The 23,316-nt window shown below is 69.4% G+C and carries 25 protein-coding genes and 2 pseudogenes; 18 read left to right on the top strand and 9 right to left on the bottom strand.

Annotated elements, in window-relative coordinates; genetic code table 11:
* Window positions 1–9: 9 nt before the first annotated feature.
* The 4 genes from ACYUED_RS37975 to ACYUED_RS37960 are packed head-to-tail and all read left to right on the top strand — an operon-like array spanning window position 10 to window position 3,042.
* The gene (locus tag ACYUED_RS37975) at window positions 10–972 is read left to right on the top strand and encodes a hypothetical protein (RefSeq protein ID WP_491288970.1); all 963 of its coding nucleotides are present in this window, start codon (window positions 10–12) and stop codon (window positions 970–972) included.
* Entirely contained in the window at window positions 969–2,009 is a 1,041-nt protein-coding gene (locus ACYUED_RS37970) for a Gfo/Idh/MocA family protein (protein ID WP_491288969.1), read from the top strand. The genes ACYUED_RS37975 and ACYUED_RS37970 overlap by 4 nt, the downstream gene beginning before the upstream one ends.
* Complete coding sequence (locus tag ACYUED_RS37965; RefSeq protein ID WP_107446607.1) at window positions 2,006–2,497, top strand: adenylyltransferase/cytidyltransferase family protein; 492 nt, start codon at window positions 2,006–2,008, stop codon at window positions 2,495–2,497. The genes ACYUED_RS37970 and ACYUED_RS37965 overlap by 4 nt, the downstream gene beginning before the upstream one ends.
* Window positions 2,494–3,042: an NUDIX hydrolase gene (locus ACYUED_RS37960; protein WP_107446606.1), complete on the top strand. Its 549-nt coding sequence runs from the start codon at window positions 2,494–2,496 to the stop codon at window positions 3,040–3,042. The genes ACYUED_RS37965 and ACYUED_RS37960 overlap by 4 nt, the downstream gene beginning before the upstream one ends.
* A gap of 60 nt (window positions 3,043–3,102) precedes the next feature.
* Here ACYUED_RS37960 and ACYUED_RS37955 read toward each other — a convergent pair whose 3' ends face one another.
* From ACYUED_RS37955 to ACYUED_RS37945, 3 genes and pseudogenes are all read right to left on the bottom strand, one after another.
* Entirely contained in the window at window positions 3,103–3,657 is a 555-nt protein-coding gene (locus ACYUED_RS37955; protein ID WP_240439549.1) for a nucleotidyltransferase domain-containing protein, read from the bottom strand.
* A gap of 128 nt (window positions 3,658–3,785) precedes the next feature.
* A pseudogene (locus ACYUED_RS37950) lies at window positions 3,786–3,884 on the bottom strand (transposase); the annotation flags it as partial.
* 660 nt (window positions 3,885–4,544) lie between these two features.
* Window positions 4,545–5,372, bottom strand: coding sequence for a carbon-nitrogen hydrolase family protein (locus ACYUED_RS37945; protein WP_491288968.1), 828 nt, complete (start codon window positions 5,370–5,372; stop codon window positions 4,545–4,547).
* A gap of 1,144 nt (window positions 5,373–6,516) precedes the next feature.
* Between ACYUED_RS37945 and ACYUED_RS37940 the strand changes: the two genes are divergently transcribed.
* Genes ACYUED_RS37940 through ACYUED_RS37930 form a run of 3 tightly spaced genes read left to right on the top strand, consistent with a single transcriptional unit; the run spans window position 6,517 to window position 8,168 of the window.
* Window positions 6,517–6,729, top strand: a complete 213-nt coding sequence (locus tag ACYUED_RS37940; protein WP_491288967.1) for a hypothetical protein — start codon at window positions 6,517–6,519, stop codon at window positions 6,727–6,729.
* Window positions 6,729–7,409, top strand: a complete 681-nt coding sequence (locus ACYUED_RS37935) for a restriction endonuclease (protein WP_491288966.1) — start codon at window positions 6,729–6,731, stop codon at window positions 7,407–7,409. Before ACYUED_RS37940 ends, ACYUED_RS37935 begins: the two co-directional genes overlap by 1 nt.
* A 33-nt stretch (window positions 7,410–7,442) precedes the next feature.
* Window positions 7,443–8,168: a restriction endonuclease gene (locus ACYUED_RS37930; RefSeq protein WP_445034644.1), complete on the top strand. Its 726-nt coding sequence runs from the start codon at window positions 7,443–7,445 to the stop codon at window positions 8,166–8,168.
* A gap of 646 nt (window positions 8,169–8,814) precedes the next feature.
* Here ACYUED_RS37930 and ACYUED_RS37925 read toward each other — a convergent pair.
* Window positions 8,815–9,309, bottom strand: a complete 495-nt coding sequence (locus ACYUED_RS37925; RefSeq protein ID WP_491288965.1) for a DUF6624 domain-containing protein — start codon at window positions 9,307–9,309, stop codon at window positions 8,815–8,817.
* A gap of 617 nt (window positions 9,310–9,926) precedes the next feature.
* Complete coding sequence (gene kilB, locus ACYUED_RS37920) at window positions 9,927–10,397, bottom strand: plasmid transfer protein KilB (RefSeq protein ID WP_445034645.1); 471 nt, start codon at window positions 10,395–10,397, stop codon at window positions 9,927–9,929.
* 153 nt (window positions 10,398–10,550) lie between these two features.
* Here kilB and ACYUED_RS37915 point away from each other — a divergent pair.
* Window positions 10,551–10,834: pseudogene (locus ACYUED_RS37915) on the top strand (transposase); the annotation flags it as partial.
* A 99-nt stretch (window positions 10,835–10,933) separates the two neighbouring features.
* Here the strand turns inward: ACYUED_RS37915 and ACYUED_RS37910 are convergent.
* From ACYUED_RS37910 to ACYUED_RS37895, 4 genes are all read right to left on the bottom strand, one after another.
* Window positions 10,934–11,527 carry a phosphatase PAP2 family protein gene (locus ACYUED_RS37910; protein WP_254076161.1) on the bottom strand — a complete coding sequence of 198 codons (594 nt, stop codon included), beginning with the start codon at window positions 11,525–11,527 and terminating at the stop codon, window positions 10,934–10,936.
* A complete protein-coding gene (locus ACYUED_RS37905) occupies window positions 11,517–12,713 on the bottom strand; it encodes an MAB_1171c family putative transporter (RefSeq protein WP_491288964.1) in 1,197 nt (398 codons plus the stop codon). The genes ACYUED_RS37910 and ACYUED_RS37905 overlap by 11 nt, the downstream gene beginning before the upstream one ends.
* Entirely contained in the window at window positions 12,710–13,264 is a 555-nt protein-coding gene (locus ACYUED_RS37900; RefSeq protein ID WP_445034647.1) for a secondary metabolite protein, read from the bottom strand. The genes ACYUED_RS37905 and ACYUED_RS37900 overlap by 4 nt, the downstream gene beginning before the upstream one ends.
* Before the next feature lie 175 nt (window positions 13,265–13,439).
* Window positions 13,440–13,934, bottom strand: coding sequence for a helix-turn-helix domain-containing protein (locus ACYUED_RS37895; protein WP_491288963.1), 495 nt, complete (start codon window positions 13,932–13,934; stop codon window positions 13,440–13,442).
* Window positions 13,935–14,617: 683 nt separating this feature from the next.
* Between ACYUED_RS37895 and ACYUED_RS37890 the strand changes: the two genes are divergently transcribed.
* From ACYUED_RS37890 to ACYUED_RS37845, 10 genes are all read left to right on the top strand, one after another.
* Complete coding sequence (locus ACYUED_RS37890) at window positions 14,618–15,493, top strand: helix-turn-helix domain-containing protein (protein ID WP_491288962.1); 876 nt, start codon at window positions 14,618–14,620, stop codon at window positions 15,491–15,493.
* Window positions 15,494–15,495: 2 nt separating this feature from the next.
* Complete coding sequence (locus ACYUED_RS37885) at window positions 15,496–16,212, top strand: zinc finger domain-containing protein (RefSeq protein WP_491288961.1); 717 nt, start codon at window positions 15,496–15,498, stop codon at window positions 16,210–16,212.
* Between the two features lie 162 nt (window positions 16,213–16,374).
* Complete coding sequence (locus ACYUED_RS37880) at window positions 16,375–17,016, top strand: WhiB family transcriptional regulator (protein ID WP_269655416.1); 642 nt, start codon at window positions 16,375–16,377, stop codon at window positions 17,014–17,016.
* A complete protein-coding gene (locus ACYUED_RS37875; RefSeq protein ID WP_491288960.1) occupies window positions 17,013–18,788 on the top strand; it encodes a collagen-like domain-containing protein in 1,776 nt (591 codons plus the stop codon). The genes ACYUED_RS37880 and ACYUED_RS37875 overlap by 4 nt, the downstream gene beginning before the upstream one ends.
* A complete protein-coding gene (locus tag ACYUED_RS37870; protein ID WP_445038321.1) occupies window positions 18,785–18,976 on the top strand; it encodes a hypothetical protein in 192 nt (63 codons plus the stop codon). The genes ACYUED_RS37875 and ACYUED_RS37870 overlap by 4 nt, the downstream gene beginning before the upstream one ends.
* A gap of 87 nt (window positions 18,977–19,063) precedes the next feature.
* On the top strand, window positions 19,064–19,300 hold the full coding sequence (locus ACYUED_RS37865) for a hypothetical protein (protein ID WP_445036628.1): 237 nt from the start codon (window positions 19,064–19,066) through the stop codon (window positions 19,298–19,300).
* Window positions 19,297–19,923, top strand: a complete 627-nt coding sequence (locus tag ACYUED_RS37860; RefSeq protein WP_491288959.1) for a plasmid mobilization protein — start codon at window positions 19,297–19,299, stop codon at window positions 19,921–19,923. Before ACYUED_RS37865 ends, ACYUED_RS37860 begins: the two co-directional genes overlap by 4 nt.
* Window positions 19,920–21,662 (top strand): relaxase/mobilization nuclease domain-containing protein, encoded by a 1,743-nt coding sequence (locus ACYUED_RS37855; RefSeq protein ID WP_491288958.1) that lies wholly within the window; start codon window positions 19,920–19,922, stop codon window positions 21,660–21,662. Before ACYUED_RS37860 ends, ACYUED_RS37855 begins: the two co-directional genes overlap by 4 nt.
* Window positions 21,663–22,087: 425 nt before the next feature.
* On the top strand, window positions 22,088–22,531 hold the full coding sequence (locus ACYUED_RS37850; protein WP_491288957.1) for a hypothetical protein: 444 nt from the start codon (window positions 22,088–22,090) through the stop codon (window positions 22,529–22,531).
* Window positions 22,532–22,610: 79 nt separating this feature from the next.
* Window positions 22,611–23,303, top strand: coding sequence for a hypothetical protein (locus ACYUED_RS37845; protein ID WP_491288956.1), 693 nt, complete (start codon window positions 22,611–22,613; stop codon window positions 23,301–23,303).
* Window positions 23,304–23,316: the final 13 nt, after the last annotated feature.

The raw sequence follows: 23,316 nt of genomic DNA, 5'->3' as shown, positions 1-23,316 counted from the left end.
CTCCGGTCCGTGTCCTTACGCACGGATCAGGTCGTCCGTATCGGCCCGCTCACCCTGCGCATCGCCAGCGACCAGGCCGACTTCCCCGCGCTGCGCTACTTCAGCCGAGCCGCCCGGTTGCCGGTCGCCACCGTGCCCGACGTGGAACTGTGGTGCCTGTCGGAGGCCGATCCCGGCCTGCCCGCCGACACCACGGCGCGCGCCCTCAACTTCGCCTCCGGCTACTACGTGACCGACCATTTCGGGCCCCCGGTGCGCATGTCCACCTCGGGCAACCGGATCGTGCTCGTGGGGGACCACCTGGAACGGCTGGTCTGGCCGTACATCGTGAAGTATCTGCTCCTTCGCCACACCGCCACCACGGGTGGGCTCTTCCTCAAGGCAGCCGCCCTCGCCGTCGGCGACGGGGCGACGCTGGTCGTCGGCCGCGGTGGCGCCGGCAAGTCCGTCCTGGTCACCGGGCTGTGCCGCAACGGCGCGACGTACATCACCAACTCACACGTGGTCCTCGCAGACGGGGCCGTCCAGGGAGTCGCGAGCACCATGCGGATGCGGCCCGGCCCCTGGCTGGACCAGGCGGCGACTACGGCGGCCCTCGACCCGAGCGAGCGCCTCGTCGACCCGTACGACGTGTTCCCCCACCACGCGGGCGCCGCGATGCCGCTGCGCGCCGTATGGATCGCCGACTTCCGGGCCCCTGGCGAACACGACGTGCAGCAACTGGCCCCCGACGAGGCGGCCGGCATCGTCGAGCAGTTCGGCTTCGGGCTCAACGTCTACCGGCTCGAAGAGGACCTGCTGGACCTGTGCGGCGGCGACTACCGGGCCTTCTCCACCCAGTACGGACGGATGCGCGCGCAGCTGCTCGCGGCGGTCGCCAACTGCCCTACGTACCGCGTGCGCTCGGACGTCCAGCTCACCGCACACCGCGACCAGCTTCTCCAACTGCTCTGTGACGGAGGTACATCATGAGGGGCGCCCTCATCGGCTACGGCACCATCGCGACCGGTCACGCCATCGGATACCGCAACACCGCGGGCATCGACGTGATCGCCGTCGTCGACCCCACCCCGGCACGCGCGGGGGCCGCCCGCAGCGCCGGGCTGCGCGCATACGCCACCTACGAGGAGATGACCGACCGCGAGGCTGTCGACTTCGTCGACATCTGCACGCCGCCCAACAGCCACGCCGGTTACATCGAGCGCGGGCTGCGCGACGGTCTGCACGTGCTGTGCGAAAAGCCGGTGCTGATGCCGCGCGAGGGCCGCTACGACCGCGTGCTCGACCAGATCGCGGCCTCGGACAAGGTCTTCTACCCCTGCCACAACTACAAGTTCGCGCCCATCCTGACGGAGATGGAACGGGTCGTCCGCAGCCCCGGCTTCGGCGACGTCCTCAGTGCCCGCTTCCGCACCCTGCGCCAGGGCCACGCCGTCGGCGTCCCCGAGTGGAACCCGCACTGGCGGCGCGATCCGCTCATCGCCGGTGGCGGGATCCTCCGCGACCACGGCCCGCACAGCGTGTACCTGGCGACCCACCTGACCGGACGCACGCCGCTGGCCGTGTCCTGCCTGACCGGTTCCATGCGCCACGACGGGCACACCGGCACGGAGGACACCGCGAAGCTGATGATCCGGTGCGACGGCGACGTCCAGATCGAACTGGATGCGACCTGGTCGGCCGGCTACCGCAACAGCTACTACTCGATCATCGGCAGCGGCGGCTGGGTCACCGTGGAGAACGACGACGTCCAGTACAGCCTGAACGGCCAGCCGCACCGTGCGGCTCTGCGATCGAACTTCGACGACCCCAGGCACAGCGACTGGTTCGCCGCGATGTTCGCCGACTTCCTGACCAAGACACGGCACCCGGAACAGGCGGCACCGCTGCTGGCCGAGTCCTTGACGACCTCCCTGGTGATCGATGGCGCCTACGCCTCGGCCGCCGACGACGGCCGGTGGGTCGAGCTGACACCGGCGCGGGACCTGCTCATGGGCGTCGCGCGATGACCGCGCCGCGCGACGGCGGAAGCGGCCCGGTGCCACTCGACGACATCCGGGACTGGCTCAGCAGCCGCCCCGGCGAACGGACCGTCGTGCTCGCCACCGGCTGCTTCGACCTCCTGCACGCGGGACACCTGACGTTCCTGGAGGAGGCGAGCCGGCTGGGTGACCTCTTGGTCGTCGGGGTGAACAGCGACCAGTCGGTCCGGGACCTCAAAGGCCCGAGCAGGCCCATCGTCGGCGAACGCGAACGCGCCGTCCTCGTGGGCGCTCTGAGGTGCGTCGACCGGGTGTTCCTCTACGACGAGCCCACCGCCGACCGCCAGATCCGCTTCCTGCGTCCGCAGGTCTTCGCCACCGCGCGCGCAAGCATCACCGCGTACCCGAGTGAAGTGGCGTCCGCCGTCGAGGTCGCGGCACACGTACACGCGATCGACCGGATTGCGCCGTACTCCACGACCACGCTGGTCGACACCCTGCGAGCGAACCTATGACGGAGGAGGTCATCGCCACCGGCAGCGCCCCATGGATCCCGGTGCCGCATCTGATGGAGGTGGTCCCCGCAGACTTCTCCCCGCCCCAGCACCTGACCACCGCGGCCTTCGCCCTCGTATCCGAAGCTCAAGGCCGCCTGCTGCTGACGCACGTCAACCTTCCCGGCCGGGGCTGGGACGTGCCCGGCGGCCACATCGACCCGGGCGAGGACGCCCGGCGTGCGGCAGCGAGAGAAATCAGCGAAGAGACCGGGCTTCTCGTACCTTCCGAGACACTGACGCTGCTCGGATGGCAACGATTCACCTTGCACGAGAAGCCACAGGACAGTTATCCGTACCCGTTCCCAGTGTCGTACACGCTGATGTTCACCGCGCAGACCGGCCTCGCCGATCCGCCGGTGGCCCCACCCCGGGACTCGGAGTGCGGGCCTGCCGGATGGTTCACCCCTGCGCAAGTCCGGCAGCGGTGCGCGACCTGCACCTGGCTGCCGTTCCTCGCCCTGCTACGCGAGGCCCGGCACCCTGCCGACGTCTCCTCAGACTGAGAAGACTGAGCTTCCAGCGTCGGGCACGAGGAGACACCGATCGAGAAGGGTCACCTGCGTCTACGCCGGGCCGCTTGGGGAACGCTCCTCAAGCGGCTCGAAGCCCTCAGGCAGAGGGATCCCGAACCGCTGGCACAGCAAGGGCACGTCGTGGCGATCGACATCACGAGCCGGATAGCCGGTATGCCAGCGCACCGCCCACTCGGCCGACTCGCACCGCACTGCAGTTCCGGCAATCGAACCACGTCCGGCGAGGGCCTCAGCCGGAAAAGGACCGCCCTCCACCACGGATCCGTAATGCAGCGATCCGTCCGCGAGCGGCTCGTAGAGGTGCAAGTCGACCCGCAGCCGAACACCGTCGTGCAAGACGAAGTTCCACGGCCTGTCACCAGGCCACGGGAAGATCCGGTCGACACCAGCCTCAGCGAACGCGACGAACAACGACTCCAGATGGGCGGCCGGCGCCCATACGTCAAGGTCTGAATGTTCTCGCGTCTGCTCCCCGAGCAGCGCATCCACGCCCCACCCGCCGCCAACACACGCATCTACGCCGTGGGCGTCGAGCCGTTCCACAAGCGCAACTACATCCTTGGCTGACATCGAATAATGGCTCACCGCATCAGGGTAGAGGCTAGCCCGACCCCACATCTGGCGATCACTTCGGCTTCACCGGACTGGCTCCCGGGGAGAGACGCCAAGACCGCCTACGCCTCGTCGAGCCCAGCGGCGGATCTAGTGCCGCCTCAGGCAACGTTCGCCCTGTCGACGACCTTGCGTAGTCGTTCGTCGGCGGTGTGGTTGTTCCACCAGACGATGTAGCGGCGGATCATGCTGCCCTGCTGTAGACGACGGACGTCCTCGAGCATTCCGACGGACTCTGGGCGATCGTCTACGGGCCGTCCTACACACACGGCCTCCGAAGCCGCGACCGGCCCAGCCGGATCTGACGTGAGGCGGCCCGCACCCGTTCTGGCTGCCGGGCTGGGAGAAGTACCCCATCTTCCCTGTTGGATCGACGTGTTGAAGCGGATCGAGCAAGAGCGGATGCGTGCCAGGTCGGCGTACGTACTGAGCGCCGAAGGATCGCCGGGTGGCAGGGGATCGAGTGCCTGTTCTTCGACTTCCTGTGGCGGGAAGGCGCGGAGCTAAGCCACGGCCGACGATCTGTGGGACTTCGAGAACTGGCGGACCCAATCCCTGCGGAGTCCACGTCGGGTTGGTGGGGCGCGGCGGAACCGTGGGCCGGCCACGCTGATCCGTGAGCACGAGGGCGGCCCTCGGTAGGAACGGCGAGCGGGTCCTGATCCCGGCTGCTCGGACGAGGAACGCCCGGAGCAGCGAGGTCCGTTGAGCGATGTCCGTTGCCTGACACCGCGGGCCTTTCGCCGTTGGGCGCAGGTCGGGTTACTCGGGTACGGCGCGGACGGTGTGCTCTCACCGAGGTGTTGGCGGCGCCGGGAGCCATCTCGTGCGCCGCGAACACCTCGGATTCTGCTTCTGGGCTAGAAGGCTGCTGTCCGGTCTTCGCTGCGCGGGTCGATCACTTGGTGGCCGGTGTAGACGCCCGCGCGCGCCTCACGACGCCAGGGACGCGCGTAGGTCAGTGCCCATGTGGCGGCCTCGGCACTGTCGTCGAGGTTCACGACGGCTACCGATGGCGAGTCGTCCGCGGGGCACCGCGCAAGCCAGTCGCCGTTGGGAGCGACGATTCCGGACGGTGCGGTGGCGCTCTGCTGTGTCGGCCCTGACAGGCTGACCCAGTAGCTGTTCACCGCGGCGTGGCCTTGGGCTTGGGCGGCGGTGTTACCCGGGGTGCCGCTGGTGGAGAACAGGACGCAGTCGACATCCAGCTTCTCGTACTCTGCGAACAACTCCGGGTAGTGGATCTCCATGCCGAGCAGGCAGCCGAAGCGCACACCGTCGACCTCGAAGGTCACCGGTGAGACGCCCGGCGAGTACATGTACGAGACCTTCGTCTTCGACAGCAGGCGCTCGTCATAACGCGTGACGACCTCCCCGCGATCGGAGATGACATAGAGGCTGTTGTGCGGACGGTTCGGGCCGGTCAAGCGGTGCACCGACGGGATCACCGTCCACAACCGCAACTCGCGGGCCAGCTCGGCGATCGCAGCCAACTCCGATCGGAGCACGGGCCACTGGCACCGATCCCAGTCCGCCGGGCCGACCGCGTCCGGGCCATCGACGGACATGACAAGCTTGCTGGGAAAGCAGATCGCGCCTTCCGGAAAGTGCACGATCCTCGCTCCCTGAGCACTGGCCTCGCGCATCAGAGCACGGACCTCACGCCCACTTTCGCGCAGCGCTTCCACGTCTCGGGGGTCTTCGCGTACGGGGGTCTGCGCTACGGCGAGCCGCACGCTCTTGGGATTCCTTGCTTCCGACATGACGTCTCCTGATGGAGTCGGACGGAAGTGCCGCAGGGCGGACGTGTAGGACTCGCCGGTCTTGGCGGCGCGGGCACGCACCTGGTGCTTGAAGTTCCTACGGGCTGTCATCGCGGCCTTCCACGCCCTGAGCGAAGGCTCCCCAGCAACCTCGCCCGAGGCGATCGGGCTGCAACAACGACCTGAGACGCTGGTCCCTTTGCCTCCGATGGGAGACCGCGCTGGGGACGGTCGCGGGAGGTTCGGCGTAGGCCACGCAGTCGGTCATCATGCCGTCGCTCGCGGGCTCCGTCAACATCCTTCAACACGTCCAGCGCGCCGTCGCACGGCCGGCCGCTGGAGAGGAACACCTCAGCTCAACACACTGAACTTGACAGAGAAAGCAACGTGGGGCAAAGGGCAGGGCCCCGGCGGACACAGCACCTGTACGCGCAACTGATCCCCAACCAGGGCGGGCCGGACGCCGAGCCGCGGATCTGGATCACCCCGCCCCGGCACACTGTGCAGACCGTCGATGAGCTCGCTGACGTGATCAGTGCGGCCATCGCGCCCTATGAGCCGGTCAGATGCCCGGCGTGCTGATCAAGATGTGGCTGACCCGTCCGCCCCTGTCATCCCAGTAGACCGAGTCCAGCAAGCCCCGCTCCGTTGGGTGCCGTTGAGAGGACGGCGCGATAAAGAAGGCCGCGAAGAACCCAGGCCGGGGGCGACCCCGGCGCAGAACAACAACGAGTGCGCTCCTGCTGCATTTCGCCATTCACCATCGCGGGACCGCCGGTGGTGACCGCGGCGGTTCTTCGCAGGTGAGAGACACCCTGTCGTGAACCTCGAAGCGCTTCGGCGGGGCGGGACATTCCTGACCGCTCAGGAGTCGGCAGGTTCATCCGCCGAGGTCAGCAGCCCAGGCTTCCATCCTGGTGGGCTGACAGCTCGGAGTGGCGCGCCTGGCTTGATGACGGCCTGCCCCGGCTCGCTCTCGTCATGATCCATCAGTTCCTGTCAGTGCCCGCTGCTACACCATTTTCGAGGGACAGGCCGCGACCGCGGCTCGCATACGGGAGGGGACACCATGTCGAAGGCGCCGAACGGCTTCCACTACGTACGCGGTCACATTCGCCGCAATCCGAAGCCGGGCAGCGGGAAGCGGATGAGCGGCTGGATGATCGCCGGCCTTGCGGCCGGCATCTGGTTATGGGGGCAGATGTTCGGGTTCGGCGAGGCGAGTTCCACGACGCCGCCCGCTCAACCGCAGCCGGCCGTCTCCACTCCGGCCGCCCGCTGATGGGGCGTAAGCAGTTACGCCTTCGCCGCCCGCGCGGCGCGCTCGAGGTCCTCTCGGCCACTGTCGTGGCGCTGGCCGCCCTGGTCCTGACGTTCCAAATGGCCGCCGCGGCGGTCGGAGCGCTCAAGGACGCCTGGCCGTTCCTCTTGGCCCTGGTCCTGCTGGCGGGGGCCGCCGGGGTCTGGCGGATCGCGCGCACGGTGCACGGTAGACGGCGTGCCGCCGAGCGGCTGGCCACGCTGCGGATCACCCTGGCCGAGTTCGACGCCATGGACGACCGGCAGTTCGAGCACGCGTTGCGGGACCTGTTGGTCCGCGACGGCTGGTCGGCACGCCGCGTAGGCGGCAGCGGCGATCAGGCCGCTGACGTCATCAGTGACCACACGCACCTTGGCCGGATCGTCGTCCAGGCCAAGCACACCCGCGTCGGCGGGAAAGTGGGGTCCTCAGTCATGTACGCGGTGAAAGGGACGGCCGGCCCGGCCCACCGCGCCGACCACGCCGTCGTCGTCACCAACAGCACCTTCACCCGAGACGCCATGGCCTGGGGCGACCGGCACAGCGTCCACTGGGTCGACCGGAACAGACTCCGGCGCTGGGCGGAGACCGGCACCGCGCTGCACGAGCTCCTCGGGCTGCCCGCACGCTCCCGCCGTGCCCGGTTCAGGCGCGCCGCCTGACACGCCCCTCATCGTCAACGTCTTGGAGGTGTTGTGTTCGATGAAGACGGGTCACTCGACCCGCTGCTGAAGTTTCTGTTGTACGCCGTCCTTGCGCTGGCCATCGGCAAGATGGTGTGGGAGTGGCTCACGGACGACGTCAGCCGGTGGATCACCGTGGACCTGTGGGGGCTGATAGCTGATCACCCCTGGTGGACCGGCTTCATCGCCGTCGGCACACTGGCCACACTCACCCTCGTTACGAGGCTGCTGTCGTTCCGGTTCGGCGCCGGCACGTACACCTACGTTGGTGACGGCGAGGACTACGCGTCCACCGCCGCACCGGGCGAAGCCGTGGATCCGGATGTGTTGACCTTCAAGATGAAGCAACTCGCCGCGATGACCGCGACGGGCTTCGAGCAGGCGTGCGCCGATCTCCTAGCCCGTGACGGCTTCCGCAGGACACGGCGGGTGGGAGGCGCCGGAGACCTCGGCGTGGACGTCACCGCCCGCGACTACGACGATCGGCTCCTGATCTTGCAATGCAAGCAGTACCAGAACCCCGTCGGCTCGGGGCATGTGCAGAAGTTCAACGGCACGGCACGCCTCCACCACGGAGCCGATGTACCGATCATGATCGGCCTCAACGGCTTCACTCAGCCTGCGATCGACTTCGCCGCGCACCACGACCTCATCCTCATGGGCCGTCCCGAACTGAAGAAATGGGCCCACGGCCAGCACCTGTACGACGTCCTCGGTATCCCGAGCACGACGCAGTGACCCCAGCCGGGACACCTGATGCGGACATCGACTACCTCGACACCCTGAGCGCTGGCCGCGTGTGGTCCTACCGGGACGACCATCTCATCGAATGACCGTGCACGGGAGCCGGCCACGGGAGCAGAGAGAGGACCTATGACGCTCACCCGCGACCTTGACTCGACCACGGCCGCGCTCGACCCGTTTGGTGCCGACGCGGTAATGAGGGCCCTGCCCGAGGCCCAACGTCGCAGCCGACACCACCTGGCTGCGTACCCGAGCCGAGCGCCTCTCCCGGCACGCCGCCCCCGCCCGGGTGGCGCTACGGAACCTGGACATGATCACCGCTTCCCTCGCCCGCCACACCGGCAACGCGGTCCCGCCGGCCGCTGTCGAAGCGGCCATGCTGCGTCTCAGCGCTACGGCCGACGAGGTGCCCCGGGGGACGGTGTACTCCTACGCCACCCGCAACCCCCGGGTCCCCGGAGGCGTTCCTTCACCGACACCACAGGCGAGCACGTATTCATCGGCGAGAACACAGCTGACGCCCTCGCCGCCGCGTCCACGAGCGGCTGCGAGACTTCGCCGCTCGCTTGCTGACGGTCAAACGCACGCTGACACCGCACTACTTCACCATGGTCTCCTGCGCCCAACTTCCCGGGGGCGGTCAGTGACCGCGCATGCGTTGGTCATAGTCCGCCGCTGGTTCCAGGCCCATCGCGGCGCGGCGTTCATCGAGCCGGTCAGGGTCGGCAACGGGCTGCAAGCGCAGGTTCGAGCCGTCTGGGTCGTCGGTGTATTGCGTTCCGTACACCTGGGGTTCGCCAGCTGCGACCAGGACCCGGTCGGTGAGGTAGGCGAGCTGGCGTGGAGAGGCGTCTCCGGCCGCGACCGCAGCCTTCAGGAGTTCGAGCGCCTGGCGCTGGAAGGTGGGAGCGAGGTCGGCGTGTTGGGCAAGAAGCCACGCCTCCTCGGCTCCCTGCGCGCCCACTAACGCGACACCTGGCCAGCCGTGTTCGGCGATTACCTGCTTGAGCCAGGCGGTGTTTTCGGCGTCGATCCGGCACATCTCGCGTCCGTCACGAGTATTGGCCGCGACGCACCGTGCAGCTTGGTCTTGTTCGGCGCGGCGGTGGAGCTCAGCGGCGAGGTCGTGGTTCATCGTGTACAGATTGACCTCGTTCGGGACTTTGGACAAGGCAAGGGACCCAGGCACCCTCCGCCACTGGTCGCGAGGGGCGCGCGGGCATGGTGGAAGGCGCAGGTCATGCCGGGTGTGTGGCGTCGCCGAAGACGCGCACCGCGGTGGGAGGGACCTGGGCGGCGAGGGGCTGGGCTTCCTCAGGCCGGCCGGCGGCGGTGAGGACACGGGCGAGGTCATCGGACCCGATGGCCGGACCAACAGCGAGCCAGGCCACCGTTCCTCTCAGCCCAAGAGGTCGTCTTCCCCTGACTACGGTCACGGTGCTGTCCGACCGGTCCTGGGCTCGGCAGCACGCGGTGATCGCCAAGGACGCCGTCGCGGCGGCCCACGCAGTCCAGCTTCACCCACGGCGGGGAGAGCGTCCTGATGGGCAGCGGAACAAGGCGACGCTGTTGCCGCTGAGTCGAGCACTCGCCGGGCCCGTCGCCCTCTGGGGTGTCGCCTCCCCAGGCGAGAAGATTCGCCGTACCAGATCACGGAGTCGCGACCAATACTCCAGTGGTAGATCGTGATCTTGGTGTCTGACTGCCGTCGGCATAGGGCGACTCGCTTCAGGCCATGGGGCATCGGCCCTGTCAGATGATGGCGCTGAAGTACGCAGCTGCAGCGTCGATGAAGCGGTCGTGTGCCGCCCGTGCAGCGTCCTGCGCTGCGGTGAGTTCCTCGATGCTCGTGGCGGCATCGACCATGTTGTAGGTGGCGACAACCATCGCCTGTGCGGTGGCGTGGACAGCCGGGTCGGGCACGAGGAGCCGCAGCGCAACCAGGGGGCAGGTGATGGCGGAGCGGGTGATGTGAGACCTGGCTCGTAGTTCTTCCAGCTCAACGTCACTGACGCCGCGCAGCCGAGCCTCCCCACGCATCCACAAGGCCCGTCGGTGGTCGGAGTCGGCGGAGGCGAGTGTGGTCACCGCGTCGAGCCGGTCGCGGCGCAACTGCTCAGCGGCGGCCGCGCGCTCGGCGCGGCCAGCCGCCAGGTGTTGGAACGTGCCGGTGACAATCGATCCCAGGAGCGTCCCGATGACGGCAAGGACAGTGGCGATCATGAGCTGCTTTCTTGGCCGGGCACTTGGTCCGGGACCGGTGCAGAGACGGGTGCGGCCACCGTGATCATCGTGAGTTGTGTGGACTGACGATGAGACGGTGGCCGCAGGCCACAGCATAGATCCCGCCCGATGGCGGGAGGTGTTCGAGTGGCCATGGGACGGATTGCGGGCCGGTTCCCCCGGGCCGAACCCCGCCTCCGGGCCGGGCAGATGGTGCTGGGCCTGGACCAGCGTGGAGTGGGCCGGGGAGGCCGGCCCGCATGGCATGCAGCTATCTGCTGTGCCGGGCCGTCTGGGACGCCGAACGCCGTCCGCGATGACGTGCGTGAATACGTCTCGAGCATCTCCACGACGATGCCGCGGTGCTGGTCGTGGACGAGACCGGCGACCTGAAGAGGGGCAGCCATACCGTCGCCGTCCAGCGCCAGTACACCGGCAGGCCACAGTGCGGCAGTGTCTCCGGGAAGCGGTTGCTGGGTCACGGCGCCGAGAGTAGCGGGCGCCGATCGCCCACCGTCAGGCCGACGGCGGGCTGATCAGCGTGCCAGCTGGAACACGGCCGCGGCCACGATGGTGCCGAGAATTGTGCCCGCGATGACCTGGTTGCGTGTGTGGTCCCGCAGCTCGACCCGGGACCATCCAACAATGACGACCAGGAGGAACCCGAGGGCCATCCACGCACCGTAGGTCTGTACGAGCATCGCGCAGGCACCTGCCGAGACGGCCTGGTGCACGGAGATCTTCCAGACGAACGTGATCACGGCGAGGATCGCCAGGGTGACCAGCATCGACACGATGAGGGCGGTCATCGTCCGCGGGGCGCCTGCGGCGGCCATGAGAAGGATTCCGGTGGCCACGGAGAGCAGGATGACGGCCATGACGACCAGCCGTGCAGGCTTGGCCCCGACGTGTCGATCGCCCCAGTGGCCCTTCCGAATGCCGTACTTGATGAAGGTGATGGGAATGATGGCGGCGAAGAGTGCGCCGACCGCTCCCCAGGCGACGCCAATCCATTGCGCCGTGTGCCAGCCGATCAGGAGAGTGACGGCGATAATCCAGTTCTTCGGCTCAAGCCAGTCGGTGATGCGGCGCGCCAGTTTGGACTCCGCGGGGTGCACGTCAGTTGTCATGGGAGGAGTCCTTTTCCGGTCCGCCTGTCGGCAAATGCGCAAGCGCGACTTCCTGGCGGGTGAATTCTGTTACGACGGGTGAAGAAACGTAGGCGCGGGATACCGCGTGGAGCCACGCGAGTTCACTCGGCCGGTCCCTTCCAGTGACACCGAGGGGCGGGTACTCAACATCTTCAAGTTGGTTTCCTGTTCGAGCGGCACTAGCGGCCACGCGCAGCCAGGCGGCTTCTGTCACAGCATCAACTTCCTGCTCGCTTACGCCTTTTTGGAAGGCGAGGGCGCGAGCCCGCTCGCGGACATCTACGGACACGTATTCACGTAGCGCCAGGCACGCGTCCTCAATTTCGATGACGCATCGTTCAAGTCGGAAGCCGACACGCTGCTTTGGAACCGATGCGGAGAGCACCACGTGGGGAGCGGCGTCTGTCAGGCGCTTCCACAAAGGCTGGAGCCGCCTGAGCATGATCCAGGATCTGACGTACTCCACGGCCACGGAGAGCGGTGGCAGACAGCTGCCGAGCGCGATCGACAGAATCGCCAACTGCTTGAGTGCAGTGGAGATCTGGTACTCCAGCGTCGGATACCGGACTCCAGTGGCGAGGTCCAGCGTGACGAAGCCGACGCGCTGCAGGGCATAGAGGCTGCCGAGCAGCGTGCCGAGCCCCATGAGGCCGAGGCCGGCCCTGCCCAGGAGGGTGCGGCTGTGCCGGACGCCGCTGAGGAAAAGCCAGGTGGCGACGAACATGGCGATGCCGATGTACAGCGTGAAGACCGCCGTGTAGAGAACCGGGTAGATGGCGCGCTCGCCGTCGCCGACCCGTACTGGCCCACCTGGCATCCAGTTGGCCAGCGCATAGAAGAGGAGCATGAGGGGGAGCGTGGCTGCGATCGCTGCCAGCCTGGTGCGGCGGGCCAGGCCCTGAGGGCGGACGACGGCGACGATGAAGTCCAGGAGGAAGGCCGCGGAGGTAACGCCGAGCAGGTGCTTCAGCAGCGGAGTAAGGCTGGTGACGTCGGCGTTGTCGCTGATGGCGGCTTTGACGGCGGGCACCTCGAAGGTCATGGCTGCGGCCAGGGCCGCGAACGTGAGCGCAAGGCTCCGCTGCTTGTGGGAGTGACGGATGGCCGGCAGACGCCACAGAGTCACGAGCCACAGGGAGCCGGCGACGAGGGTCGGGGTGTTCATGAGCGGCGGTTCCTCCGGGGATGGACGAGGGCGTCGTCAAGACGCGTCATGGCGCCTGGCCGCCCTGGTTCTCGACCGGAGTGGGCCAGTTCTTCGAACAGCTCACCGAGGGACGAGGCAGCCATCTCAGCGTCGTACTCGGTCTCACTGTCGTAGCTGGTCCGGCCGAGCGCTGTGAGCACGGCCGAGGGGTCGACGCCCGGCGGCATGATCGACAGGAGCGACTCCACGACGCTCGCGTTCTCGCTGGCGTGCCCGAGGAGTAGGTGCGCCAATTCATGGCGGACTATTTGCGCGCGGTGCCGCTCACTTGTCGCCGTCACATGAAATATGTGATCTCCGCTGTCGAAGGAGATCATGAGACCGCACGGGGCGTTGACGCCCCCCAGGTCGGGCAGTTCGTGGAGGTGCAGCGGGCGCCCACGCTTGTCCGCCAACTGGCGGCATACTTCATCCACCGCGTAGGGGTCAGATATTTCGATTCCCCGCAGTTGCTCCTCGCACTGTCGCCTCAGCTGCGCTTCTTTTCGCGCATAGCGCCGATTGAACATGAACGAGATCCTTGCTGTGATCCCCGAGCAAGCGCAGTACGCAGTCCTTACTCGACTCTTACTCACCAGCACGCGAGAATTCCCCGCGGCCCAGCGGAGCTTTACACAGCCTCGCCGGGCGACCAAGAGGATCTTGAAGGCATATCCGTCAAAACGGGATAGCGGGTGAGGGAGGTCACGTTACTGAGGGATTGTCAGGCTTATCAAGGCCCTCTAGGCGACGCGCCTGTTCAATTACCGTCGTGATCATTTTAAGGCTGTCGGCCGAGAGTCCATTGGCTCGCAGGGCGAGCCCTCGCACCTTGCTGTCCCCCACGGCCGCGATCAGCTCCATAGAGGCCCGGATCTTTTCGGACTCCTCGGCGTCGAAGTCAGGGAAGAAGTATTGGGGCGTGACATTGAAGTGGCGCGCCAGCGCTTCGACGGTATTCACGGTCGGGTTCGGCTTGGCTCCGGAGCGTAGCTGCGAAATGGCACTCTCCGAGACAGTGAGGCCGTCCGCCTCGCCGGCCTCACGGATCGCGCGAGACACCTCCGCGTTGGTGTACCTCTTGCCCGTCGCCGGGTTCTTCACTGTTTCGAAGAGGTGGTTCAGCTTGTCGGCGAGGCTCAGCTGCCGACCGCCGGACGGCCTCGAGGGCACCTCCGCCGATCCGCTGGACTCCACCATCACCCGGCTCCTCCCATCTACGCCCTGAAGACCTGACGATACTCCAGTGTTGATGTGAGACCAACCCGCGAGACGGAACACTACGGTGTTGACAGGCGGGGATCACTTTGGCGTATGTTCCAGCCACGGCAACACCAAAGTGTTGCAACGTCGGGGGAGGCGGCAGAGCGCATCGCTCCCTGCGGCTCGCCATACCCCTAGGCCCGAGGACCGCTCATGAGGACCCGCCCCGCGTCGCGCTCGGCCGCGCGACTTCTACAGAGTTTAAGAACCAAGTCTGGATCTTGACGCAGGGTCGTGCGTATGTTCGTCGTCCGCCGGGCAGCCGGCCCGCACGACGAACGAGGAGAAGCGCATGCGCTCACTCCGGGCCTCGTAGGCCCGCATGACAGCGACGGCGTCCGAGAGGTGCGAACTCCCGGACGCCGAACGCTCAACGGCACAAACCGCCCCGGCAAGGGCGGAGATTGCCCACCATCACCACGCTGATCCCTTCCACGGGGCGCTTCAGCGTGGCAACACTGCAAAGGGGATTCTTGCATGCCTCCTGCCCTGCGCAAAAGGCCGAACTGCCTGGCCTGCGCGGCAGCCACCTTCGTCTCGGCGCCTTACCGCCCCGGCCCGGAGCACGCCATCACGGCATCGGAAAGCCGCCGGTCCTGCCTCGTGAGCGGGAGCGGCCGATGAGCAGTGAAGCCCGCGAGTGGGTGTGGGAGCACAGCTCCAGCCGGGGGACCGCGCGTCTGGTCCTGCTGTCGATCGCCGACCGGGTGGCCGACGAGCAGTGCGTCTCCTGGGCCTCGCTGTCCAGCCTGGCCAAGCGCACGCGCGCTTCCGTCTCCACAGTGCGCGAGGCCATCGACCGCCTGGTCCACGCCGGTGAGCTGGAGCAGCTCGACGACCTCACCGGCCCGCAGCGCAGCACCGTCTATCGCCTCCCCCTCGCCGCCAAGGCCGTGGCAGAGACCGCGGAGGACGAGGACGCCGACCATGCGCCCGAGGCCACCCTGACGCTCCGGATCTCGGCCCTGCGACGGTGCGGAATCCGCCCCCGTGAGGTGCCGGAATCCCCCGCGAGGGTCCGGAAACCGGCAGTACCGGAATCCGGCAGGTCCCGACGTAAATCGGCACCTCGACGTACCGGAAACCGGCACAGCGATGTACCGGAAACCGGCACACAGAACCGTAGGGAACCGGATTTGAACCGTAGGTACAGCAGTGGTGGTGCTGGCGTCATCTCGGCTGCCGAGTGGCAGATCGACCCAGCCACCCACACCTGGACCCGCCAGCAGGGACACCTCGACCGCCTCGGCGAGCAAGGTCTGCAAGCTGCCGACGCGAAGTGGCGTGCCCACCGGGCCGACTTCAAGCCGAGACCGGCGGATGCCTGGGCTGCCGACTGGCGCTCCTGGGTTGCCCGAGAGCACGCCCCGGGTCGCCCGAACCTCTACGCCGTCGCTGGCAAGGGCCCCGCCGTGCCGGGCGGCATGACGCGGGCCGAGGCCCACACCGCCGCCCTACTCGCCGCCCTCGACGAGCCGACCGGAACGGAGGGCTGACCGTGGACCGCCGCGAAACCGCCGCCCTGCTGGCCTACGTCGGCCGACTCGACCCCCGCACCATCCGCACCGACCAGGGCGAGGCCCGCGACCAGCTCGCCCAGTGGCATGAGCTGCTCGGCGACGTGCCGATGGCCACCCCGCACGGCTGGGACGCCCGCGTCGCCGCCCGCCAGCACATCCGCACCTCGCCATACCAGATCCTGCCCGCGGACATCGCCCGTCCCTGGGAGAGCTACCGGCGCGACCGCCTGGCCCGGCACACCGATCCCACGCCGTCCGTCGACCCGGACGACCAGGCCGCCTGGACCGCCGAGCTGGTCGGCACCCGCCGCGCCGTCGCCGCCGGCACCGCGCAGCCCGCGCAGGCCCGGGCGATCACCAGCGGTCGCGACGGAATCGACCCGAGGCTGGAGGCGCGGCTGCGGGAGATCGGCTCCTGCATACCGCCCGCCGCCCGAGCCGCCCTCGCGCCCTACCGGCCCGCCCGCGCAGCACGCGAAATGGCCGTCGCCCTGGGGCAGCCCGACGCCCTGAGCGTTCGCTGCGAGTGGTGCCTGGCCCAGCCCGGCGAGCCGTGTCGCCGCCGCCGGATCGGCCCCGACGACGGGGTACGTACCACTGCCCCGCGCGCCACCCCACATCCCGGCCGCCTCGACCTCGCCACCGCCCAGCAGGCCCAGCAGACGGAGCGGGCTCAACAGCCCGCGATGGCCTGACCGGCGCATCCGGGGCGTGCATCCCGTCCGATGCACCGCCTCCCAACATCACCGTCCCGCCCCCGGCTGCGGCGCACGCCCGCGCACCGCAGCCGGCACCCGACGCCGCGCCCGCCGAGCACCGCCCCGGTCGGCCGACGCGGCAGCACATCGGAGATCGCCATGCGCCACATCACCACCCACGACGCGCCGGCCACCGGCCTGCGCGGCATCGGAGACACCAGCTGGCACACCCGCGGAGCGTGCCACGGCATGGACGTCGAGGACGCCGACGCCGTCTTCTTCCCCGGGCCCCGGGACCACGAGGACATCGCCGAGGCGAAGGAGCTGTGCGGCTGGTGCCCGGTACGCCGCGACTGCCTCGACTTCGCCCTGGAGAACGTCCTCAAGGAGGGCGTCTGGGGCGGCCTCACCGAAGCCGAGAGGCGTCCCTTGCACGACGGACTGCCCCAGCGTCTCGACTACCGGCGCGTGACGGCCTTCTTCCAGGGACGCGACGTGCATCTGACCGAGGCCGAGCGGCAGGTCGTCATCGACCACGCCTACGTGCGCGGCTGGCGGCCCGACCGGCTCGCCGCCGCCCTGCAAATCAGCCACAAGCACGCCCGAGACCTGCTCCGGCAGGCCGCCAACAAGGTCTTCGACCGCGACCGCACCTACGGCGTGCCGCGGCCCAAGAAGAAGCGGAAGAAGACCACCACGGCAGCAGGCAGCCCCGCGCCCGCTGCACCCGGCACACAGCAGCCGATAGCCCGCCCGGCAGCGTCGACTCCGGCGCACGCCTCTCTCGGAAAGGCCGCATGACCCACCCCGTCCTGGCCCTCAGCGCCGCTCCGGACCTCCCTCTCCTCCTCGCCGCCGGCGTGCCCGCCGCCCTCGTGCTGGTGCTGGTCGCCTGGACGATCCGGCGCCGGGGTACGCGCCCGCAGAAACGTCTCGGCGGTCCGGCGGTCAAGGTCGCTGCCCTGGCTGCCCTCGGCTGCACCGCCTACAGCGCCGACACCTCATGGCGCTTCGCGGCCGACTTCCTCGACATGGCCGGCACCGCCGAGCGGGCCGGCATGTTCGCCGCGGCCGAGCTGGCGCTCTTCGCGACCGCGCTGATGGCACGCCAGAACCTGGCCACTCAGGGTGCCCCCGGCATGCCGGGCACCCTGGTCTGGGTGATCACCGGAGTGCAGGTGATCCCCGCCTACGCCGAGAGCGGTCCCATCGGCGGCACAGTCCGGGCCTTCGTCGGGCCGGTCATGGCGGCGATGCTGTGGCACCTCGCGATGGGAATCGAGCTGCGTCTTCGCACCCCGGGCGCCGCCTCCCACGGACTGATCGCCGTCCTGGGCCGGGAGGCACGCGAGCGGCTCCTGTCCCGCCTCGGCATCGCCGCGCGAGACCGCGACGCCGCACAGATCACCCGAGACCGGGCGACCGCCCGTGCGGTCGCCCTGGCCGCCCGCCTCGCCGAGCGCACACCCGAGCAGCAGCGGAGCTGGCGCGGCCGGCGGCTCACGCGGCGCCTGTCGAAGGCGGTCGGCAGGGCCTCGGTCGGCACCGACCCCCTCCAGCGCGCGAACCTGCTCGACCAACTCGCCGCCCGCCGGCACGCACTCGCGCTCGCCACGGTCCCGCTGCCCTCGCCCTGGTCCCCGGCGCAGAGCACCACAACGCCAGCCACGGTCCCCTTGCAGTCGGCCCCGAAAGCGCCGGTCCCCGTCCCCAGTCCCCACGGTCCCGACGAGTCGGACGGGGACCCGGGACCGAGCGATCCGAGGGGACCGGTCCCCGAGCTTGCGGACTCGAAGGCGTCGGCAGGCCCGGGGACCGAAGGCGAGAACGCGGGGACCGGTGTGGGGACCGAAGCCCTAGAAGCAGGCCCGGTCCCGGGGACCGGTCCCGCCAACCCGGAAGCCTCGGAGGGGGACACCCGAGGCGTGGGGACCGAGCGCCTGACGCGAGAGGTTCCTGCTCAGGGCCCTGATTCGCGTCGGGGACCGAACGCCGCCGAGTCGGGGACCGAGCCCACCGGGGACCGGGGACCGACCGACACCGACACGGGGACCGAACCCACCGGGGACCGGGGACCGACCGACACCGACACGGGGACCGAACCCACCGGGGACCGGGGACCGACCGACACCGACACGGGGACCGAACCCACCGGGGACCGGGGACCGACCGACACCGACACGGGGACCGAACCCACCGGGGACCGGGGACCGACCGACACCGACACGGGGACCGAACCCACCGGGGACCGGGGAGACCAGGTCCCTCTCCGGCGGAAGCCGACCGCAAAGACCAGGACGAAGAACAAGGGGAAGCGCGGCCGGTCCCGCACCCCTCAGACACAGCGCCCGCCACGCGAACTGGAGCAGTCGGTGGACCAGCTCGTCCAGCAGGTCCGCCCCCACGTCCCCACCCTGCTCGAACGGGACGGCAACGAGTCCGTCACCCGGGTCCAGCTGCGGGAGATCCTCCGCCGCGAGGGCCTGAAGGGCGGCCGGAACGACCGGCTGAGCCTCGTCCTCCAGGAACTGCGGAGCGACGACACCACAAAGACAAGGAGCACCGCCCGATGAAGACCTGCCACCAGTTCGACACCGTCCGTGCGGAGTACGAGCGAGAGATCGGCTTCATGCTCGCCCACTCCAAGCGGCACGAGGGCAGGCCGGCGGCGAAGTCCAGCGCAAAGCAGGCTGCCGCGACGAAGCAGCGGATGGCCCGGGCGCTCAGCAGCCACGTCGGGCGCTGCCCCGAGTGCGGCTGAACCGTCAAATCCCCAGCTCAACGCCCCTATCCGCAACGGGTGGCCCGGCTCCGTGCCGGGCCACCGCCCCGCTTAAGGAGGCACGCCGTGATTCCGTGTCCCCCTCGTCCATCCGAGCCCACCGCCGCCGAGGCCATCGCCTGGGCGGACGTCCTGGTCCGCCGGCGTCTCCTGCACGCCGCCGTCCTCACGCCGAACGGCCAGTGGCTCGTCCAGGACCGGCCCGACGGACCCGTCCGCGTCCTCATGGGACCGGCCGACGTCGTCACGCTGGCCGCGACCATCCAGGACCACACCCGCACCATGAGGCCCGAAACCCGATGACGAACCCCACCCCGAACGGCACCGCCCCGGAACTTGATCCCGACTCCAACTCGGTCTCGGGGCGAGCAAGTTGGGGCGGAAGCGTAGCTTCCGCCAACCCCGCCCCCAAGGGGGACGGAGAGGACCTGCACCGGGGGGCGCAGGTCCAGGAGGCTTCGACCGAGGGCGGATCGAAGCCGGGACCGGAGGAGAAGCCGACCGAGCGCCGCAGCCACCGCGAGCGCGCTATGCGCGCTCGTCAGCGTCCGCGTCAGCCGCGCGCCACGAAGCGCCTGCACCAGCCCAACACTCGTTTCAACGAAGAAGAGTTCGCGCTGATCAAGTCCGCCGCCGCCCGATGCAACCTGTCCGTCGCCGGGTTCCTCGCCCGCGCCGCGCTCGCCGCAGCCCGCGACCTCGATCGAACCAGCGCCGAGATAGCCGACGAACGCGAAGTGATCACAGCCCTGTTCGACAGCCGGCGTCGGCTCGGCTGGGCCGGCAGCAACCTCAACCAGGCGGTCAAGGCACTCAACTCCGGCGCGGACGCTCCCCAGCTCGATGCGGCCGTCGCCGCCGTACGGCGGGCCGCCGACACGGCGCATGCAGCCGCCACACGCCTGATCGAACGCCACGGCGCATGATCCCCAGCGTCAACAACGCCGGATCACGGACCTTCGGCCTCCTCAAGTACCTCTACGACACGGGCAAGTACGAGGACCACACCGACCCCCACCTCGTGGCCTCCTTCGACGGCATGGCCCCCGACCCCGGCCGCGACCCGAACGCCACCCTCGAAGACCTGCAGCAGCTCCTGGACCAGCCCGTGATGGCCCTGCCGAAGCATGCCCGCCCGGCCAAGCACGTCTGGCACACCTCCGTGCGCGCGACGGCGGACGACCGGATCCTGTCCGACGAGGAATGGGGTGAGATCGCCCGGCGGATCGTGGCCGCCACCGGCATCGACCCCGGCGACGGGCAGCCCGGCTGCCGCTGGGCAGCCGTACGACACGCAGACGACCACATCCACATCGTCGCCACCCTGGTGTGCGAGGACGGCAGCCGCCCCGACGACTTCCGCTCCGGCAAACGCGCGCAGGCCGAGTGCCGCCTCATCGAGAAGGAACTCCGCCTCCACCAGGTCGCCTCCGGCGACGGCACCGCCGCCCAGCGGCCCACCAGCGCCGAACGCCACAAGGCCGAACGCCAGGGTCGCGAGCGCACCGCCCGCGAGGAGCTGCGCGAGACGGTACGGCGCGCGGTGTCCGGTGCGAGGAGTGACGAGGAGTTCTTCGACCGGCTCGCCGCCGCCGGTCTCCTGATCCGTAAGCGCGCCGCGCCCTCCGGAGACCTCCTCGGATACAAGGTCGCTCTGCCCGACGACCTGAACAAGGACGGCGAGCCGGTGTTCTACCCCGGCGTGCGCCTGGCCCCCGACCTGTCGCTGCCCCGGATCCGGGAGCGCTGGTCCGGCGGCACTGGGGCCGAGCCGACTCCATGGAAGGAGGACATGGTCCGTACGGGGCCCGGTGCACCGGCCTCCGCCCGCCGCGGGACGGCATCGGCTGCGTGGCAGGCCGTGCTCATCGTCGAGCACGGCGACGATGCGGTCGCAGCCGCCCACATCGCCGCCGCCGGCGAGGTCTTGGACGCGCTCGCGAAGACCTCCGCCGCACACACCCGCCGTGAACTGCGAGACGCCGCAACAGCGTTCGAGCGGGCCTCCCGCTCCCACGTGCGCGCCGTACGCGGGCATGACCGCGCGCTGCGGCAGGCCGCCCGCGACCTCGTCCACGGAGGGCCCGCCCTCGGCCGTGGTGAGGACGGTGCCACCACCGCGATGGCGATCGACATGCTGTTCTTCCTCATCACCGCCGCCGCCCATTGGCACGCGAGAAAGGGCCATGCCCAGCAGGCCGAAGCCGCCGCCCAGGCGGCCGGGTATCTGCGCACCGCCTACCGGGCCGCCGCCGCTCAGCCGCTCGGCGTGCTCTACCAGCGAGGCCGACGTCTGAGCCGGCCGGTGCTCCAGCGGCAGACCGTGCTGCTGCGCGAAGCGCTGCCGGGGCTCGCGGAGCGGATCCTCGCCGAGCCCGGCTGGTACGCCCTGGCCGCGACCATCGCGGAAGCCGAAGCCGCCGGCCACGATCCCGCCGCTCTTCTGTCCGCCGCGGTCGGGCGTCGTGAACTCGACACCGCGGAGTCGGTGAGCGACGTGCTGGTGTGGCGGATGCGGCGGACGGCCGATCTGCCCGCCGACGCCTCGCCCCTGTCCGAGAGCGGCGCCGCTGGGGTCCAGCCCGCAACGCGCAGGACGGCACCCCACACTTCCGCGCCCGGCCGCGGCCGCAGCGGGGAGGAGACATCGGGCAAAGCCCGGTGAGCCCTGCCAGCCGGGGTGCAGCCTCAGCGCACGACCAGGAGCAGGCGCACCGCCACCGCCCCGCTCGCGTCCCACAGCATGGCCGTACGACACAGCGGACCCCGGCGGCGTTCAGGCCCGCGTTGTGGGTCACGGGCGCTGCGCACACGCAGGAGGAACGCAAGGGCGCAGGTGCGGCGACTCGAGCCAGTAGGCGACGCGAAGTTGGGCGGTCGAAGCCGACGTGGCGTGTTCGGGCACGCCGAGGGGACATCACTCATCCGCTCGGAGACACGCGCCGTGCCCACTCGTCATCCGCGCCCCCAGGAGGCGGAAAACGCCTGATGACCTGCCCGAAGGCGACTGTGGACTTTGTGAATTGAAACCGCCAGGGGCGTAAGGCACGATCATGAAGCGAGCAGGACGAGGCACAGGAGGACGCCAGGGTGTTTCAGCGAATACGCCGCCGGGCCAAGGAGCCCAGCGAGGAACAGCGCCGGTTCTTCGAGCTGTCGGCGCGGCTGCAGAACGAGGTCCCGCCCGGGATCGGGGTGCCGCCGGCCGAGCCGGAACACATCGAGCCGACCGCGGTGGTGGACGACTTCCTTCCGCCGGAGTTGCGGGTACCCAGCCACGACCAGGTCGACGGCACCATGATGCCGTGGAAGCAGCCGCTCGTCCTCGACGGCGAGATGGTCGCCTGCTCCGAGTGCGGCGCGTACCGGGACTGGCTCGTCCTCTCCACCCGCGACCAGATCTGGTTGCGGTGCCGGGTCGGCCACCAGCAACAGGAGACCCGCCTCGACACCGCCTGGTTCAACCGGAACCGCGGACCGGCGGACGCGACGCACGCCACGTTCGAGGAATGCCTGCGCCACCTCGGGCACTGACCCCCACTCCTACGACCCCACCGGGCCCGCGGGCCCGCACTGACCACCCGTCGCCTAGCACCAAGGGGTCAGTTCCGTCATGCGCCTTCGCGTCGCCACCACCGCCCTCGGCATCACCGCCGCCCTCCTCGCCGTGCCCGCCTGCTCCACCGACACCACCGGCACCAAGCCCGACACCGCCGCCTCCGCCCGTAGCGGGTCGCCGGCCGACACAACCCAGGCTGCTCCGCTCACGTCGGCCGCGCTGGAGACGCGCCTGCTCGACCAGAGCGACCTCGGCAGCGGCTACCTGCGCAAGCCGGAGCGCCCCGCCCAGCACGACGACGTCACCGTCATCGGCTGCCCGGCCCTGAGCGAACTGGGCGGCGACGCGGCCACCGGCGCCACGCTCACCTTCCCCCGCAAAGCGAAGACGGCCTTCACCTACGGCGGCGGCTCCTCCGAGATCTCCGAGGAGTTGTACAGCGACGGCGCGAACAAGCTGTCCGACGGCATCGGCCGGATCTTCGACGCCATGACCGGATGCCCTACCTACCAGGTCGTCGCGGGCGGCACCCCGATCGACATCGCTTCGCAGAAGCTGCCCGCGCCCCACGGCCTCGGTGACGAGCAGTGGAGCCAGCTCCTGACGTTCTCCGCCGGAGGACGGAGCACCGTGGTCAAGCAGACCGCGATCCGCGACGGCAGCCTGCTGCTGATCGTCTCCGGCTCCCCGGCCCTCGTCGACCACCACCTCGACAAGGCCCTCACCAAGGCCACGGCAGCCAGCTGACAGGCCCCGACAC

The sequence above is a fragment of the Streptomyces sp. DF42 genome, assembly GCF_058267695.1.
This window is presented reverse-complemented; position numbering and strand designations above follow the sequence as displayed.

What these genes read in the sequence shown, in the direction of transcription:
- ACYUED_RS37970 (WP_491288969.1), top strand. Translation starts at nt 969, where the DNA reads ATGAGGGGCGCCCTCATCGGCTACGGCACCATCGCGACCGGTCACGCC.
- ACYUED_RS37965 (WP_107446607.1), top strand. Translation starts at nt 2,006, where the DNA reads ATGACCGCGCCGCGCGACGGCGGAAGCGGCCCGGTGCCACTCGACGAC.
- ACYUED_RS37960 (WP_107446606.1), top strand. Translation starts at nt 2,494, where the DNA reads ATGACGGAGGAGGTCATCGCCACCGGCAGCGCCCCATGGATCCCGGTG.
- ACYUED_RS37940 (WP_491288967.1), top strand. Translation starts at nt 6,517, where the DNA reads ATGTCGAAGGCGCCGAACGGCTTCCACTACGTACGCGGTCACATTCGC.
- ACYUED_RS37935 (WP_491288966.1), top strand. Translation starts at nt 6,729, where the DNA reads ATGGGGCGTAAGCAGTTACGCCTTCGCCGCCCGCGCGGCGCGCTCGAG.
- ACYUED_RS37925 (WP_491288965.1), bottom strand. Translation starts at nt 9,309, where the DNA reads ATGAACCACGACCTCGCCGCTGAGCTCCACCGCCGCGCCGAACAAGAC.
- kilB (WP_445034645.1), bottom strand. Translation starts at nt 10,397, where the DNA reads ATGATCGCCACTGTCCTTGCCGTCATCGGGACGCTCCTGGGATCGATT.
- ACYUED_RS37910 (WP_254076161.1), bottom strand. Translation starts at nt 11,527, where the DNA reads ATGACAACTGACGTGCACCCCGCGGAGTCCAAACTGGCGCGCCGCATC.
- ACYUED_RS37905 (WP_491288964.1), bottom strand. Translation starts at nt 12,713, where the DNA reads ATGAACACCCCGACCCTCGTCGCCGGCTCCCTGTGGCTCGTGACTCTG.
- ACYUED_RS37900 (WP_445034647.1), bottom strand. Translation starts at nt 13,264, where the DNA reads ATGTTCAATCGGCGCTATGCGCGAAAAGAAGCGCAGCTGAGGCGACAG.
- ACYUED_RS37895 (WP_491288963.1), bottom strand. Translation starts at nt 13,934, where the DNA reads ATGGTGGAGTCCAGCGGATCGGCGGAGGTGCCCTCGAGGCCGTCCGGC.
- ACYUED_RS37890 (WP_491288962.1), top strand. Translation starts at nt 14,618, where the DNA reads ATGAGCAGTGAAGCCCGCGAGTGGGTGTGGGAGCACAGCTCCAGCCGG.
- ACYUED_RS37880 (WP_269655416.1), top strand. Translation starts at nt 16,375, where the DNA reads ATGCGCCACATCACCACCCACGACGCGCCGGCCACCGGCCTGCGCGGC.
- ACYUED_RS37875 (WP_491288960.1), top strand. Translation starts at nt 17,013, where the DNA reads ATGACCCACCCCGTCCTGGCCCTCAGCGCCGCTCCGGACCTCCCTCTC.
- ACYUED_RS37870 (WP_445038321.1), top strand. Translation starts at nt 18,785, where the DNA reads ATGAAGACCTGCCACCAGTTCGACACCGTCCGTGCGGAGTACGAGCGA.
- ACYUED_RS37860 (WP_491288959.1), top strand. Translation starts at nt 19,297, where the DNA reads ATGACGAACCCCACCCCGAACGGCACCGCCCCGGAACTTGATCCCGAC.
- ACYUED_RS37855 (WP_491288958.1), top strand. Translation starts at nt 19,920, where the DNA reads ATGATCCCCAGCGTCAACAACGCCGGATCACGGACCTTCGGCCTCCTC.
- ACYUED_RS37845 (WP_491288956.1), top strand. Translation starts at nt 22,611, where the DNA reads ATGCGCCTTCGCGTCGCCACCACCGCCCTCGGCATCACCGCCGCCCTC.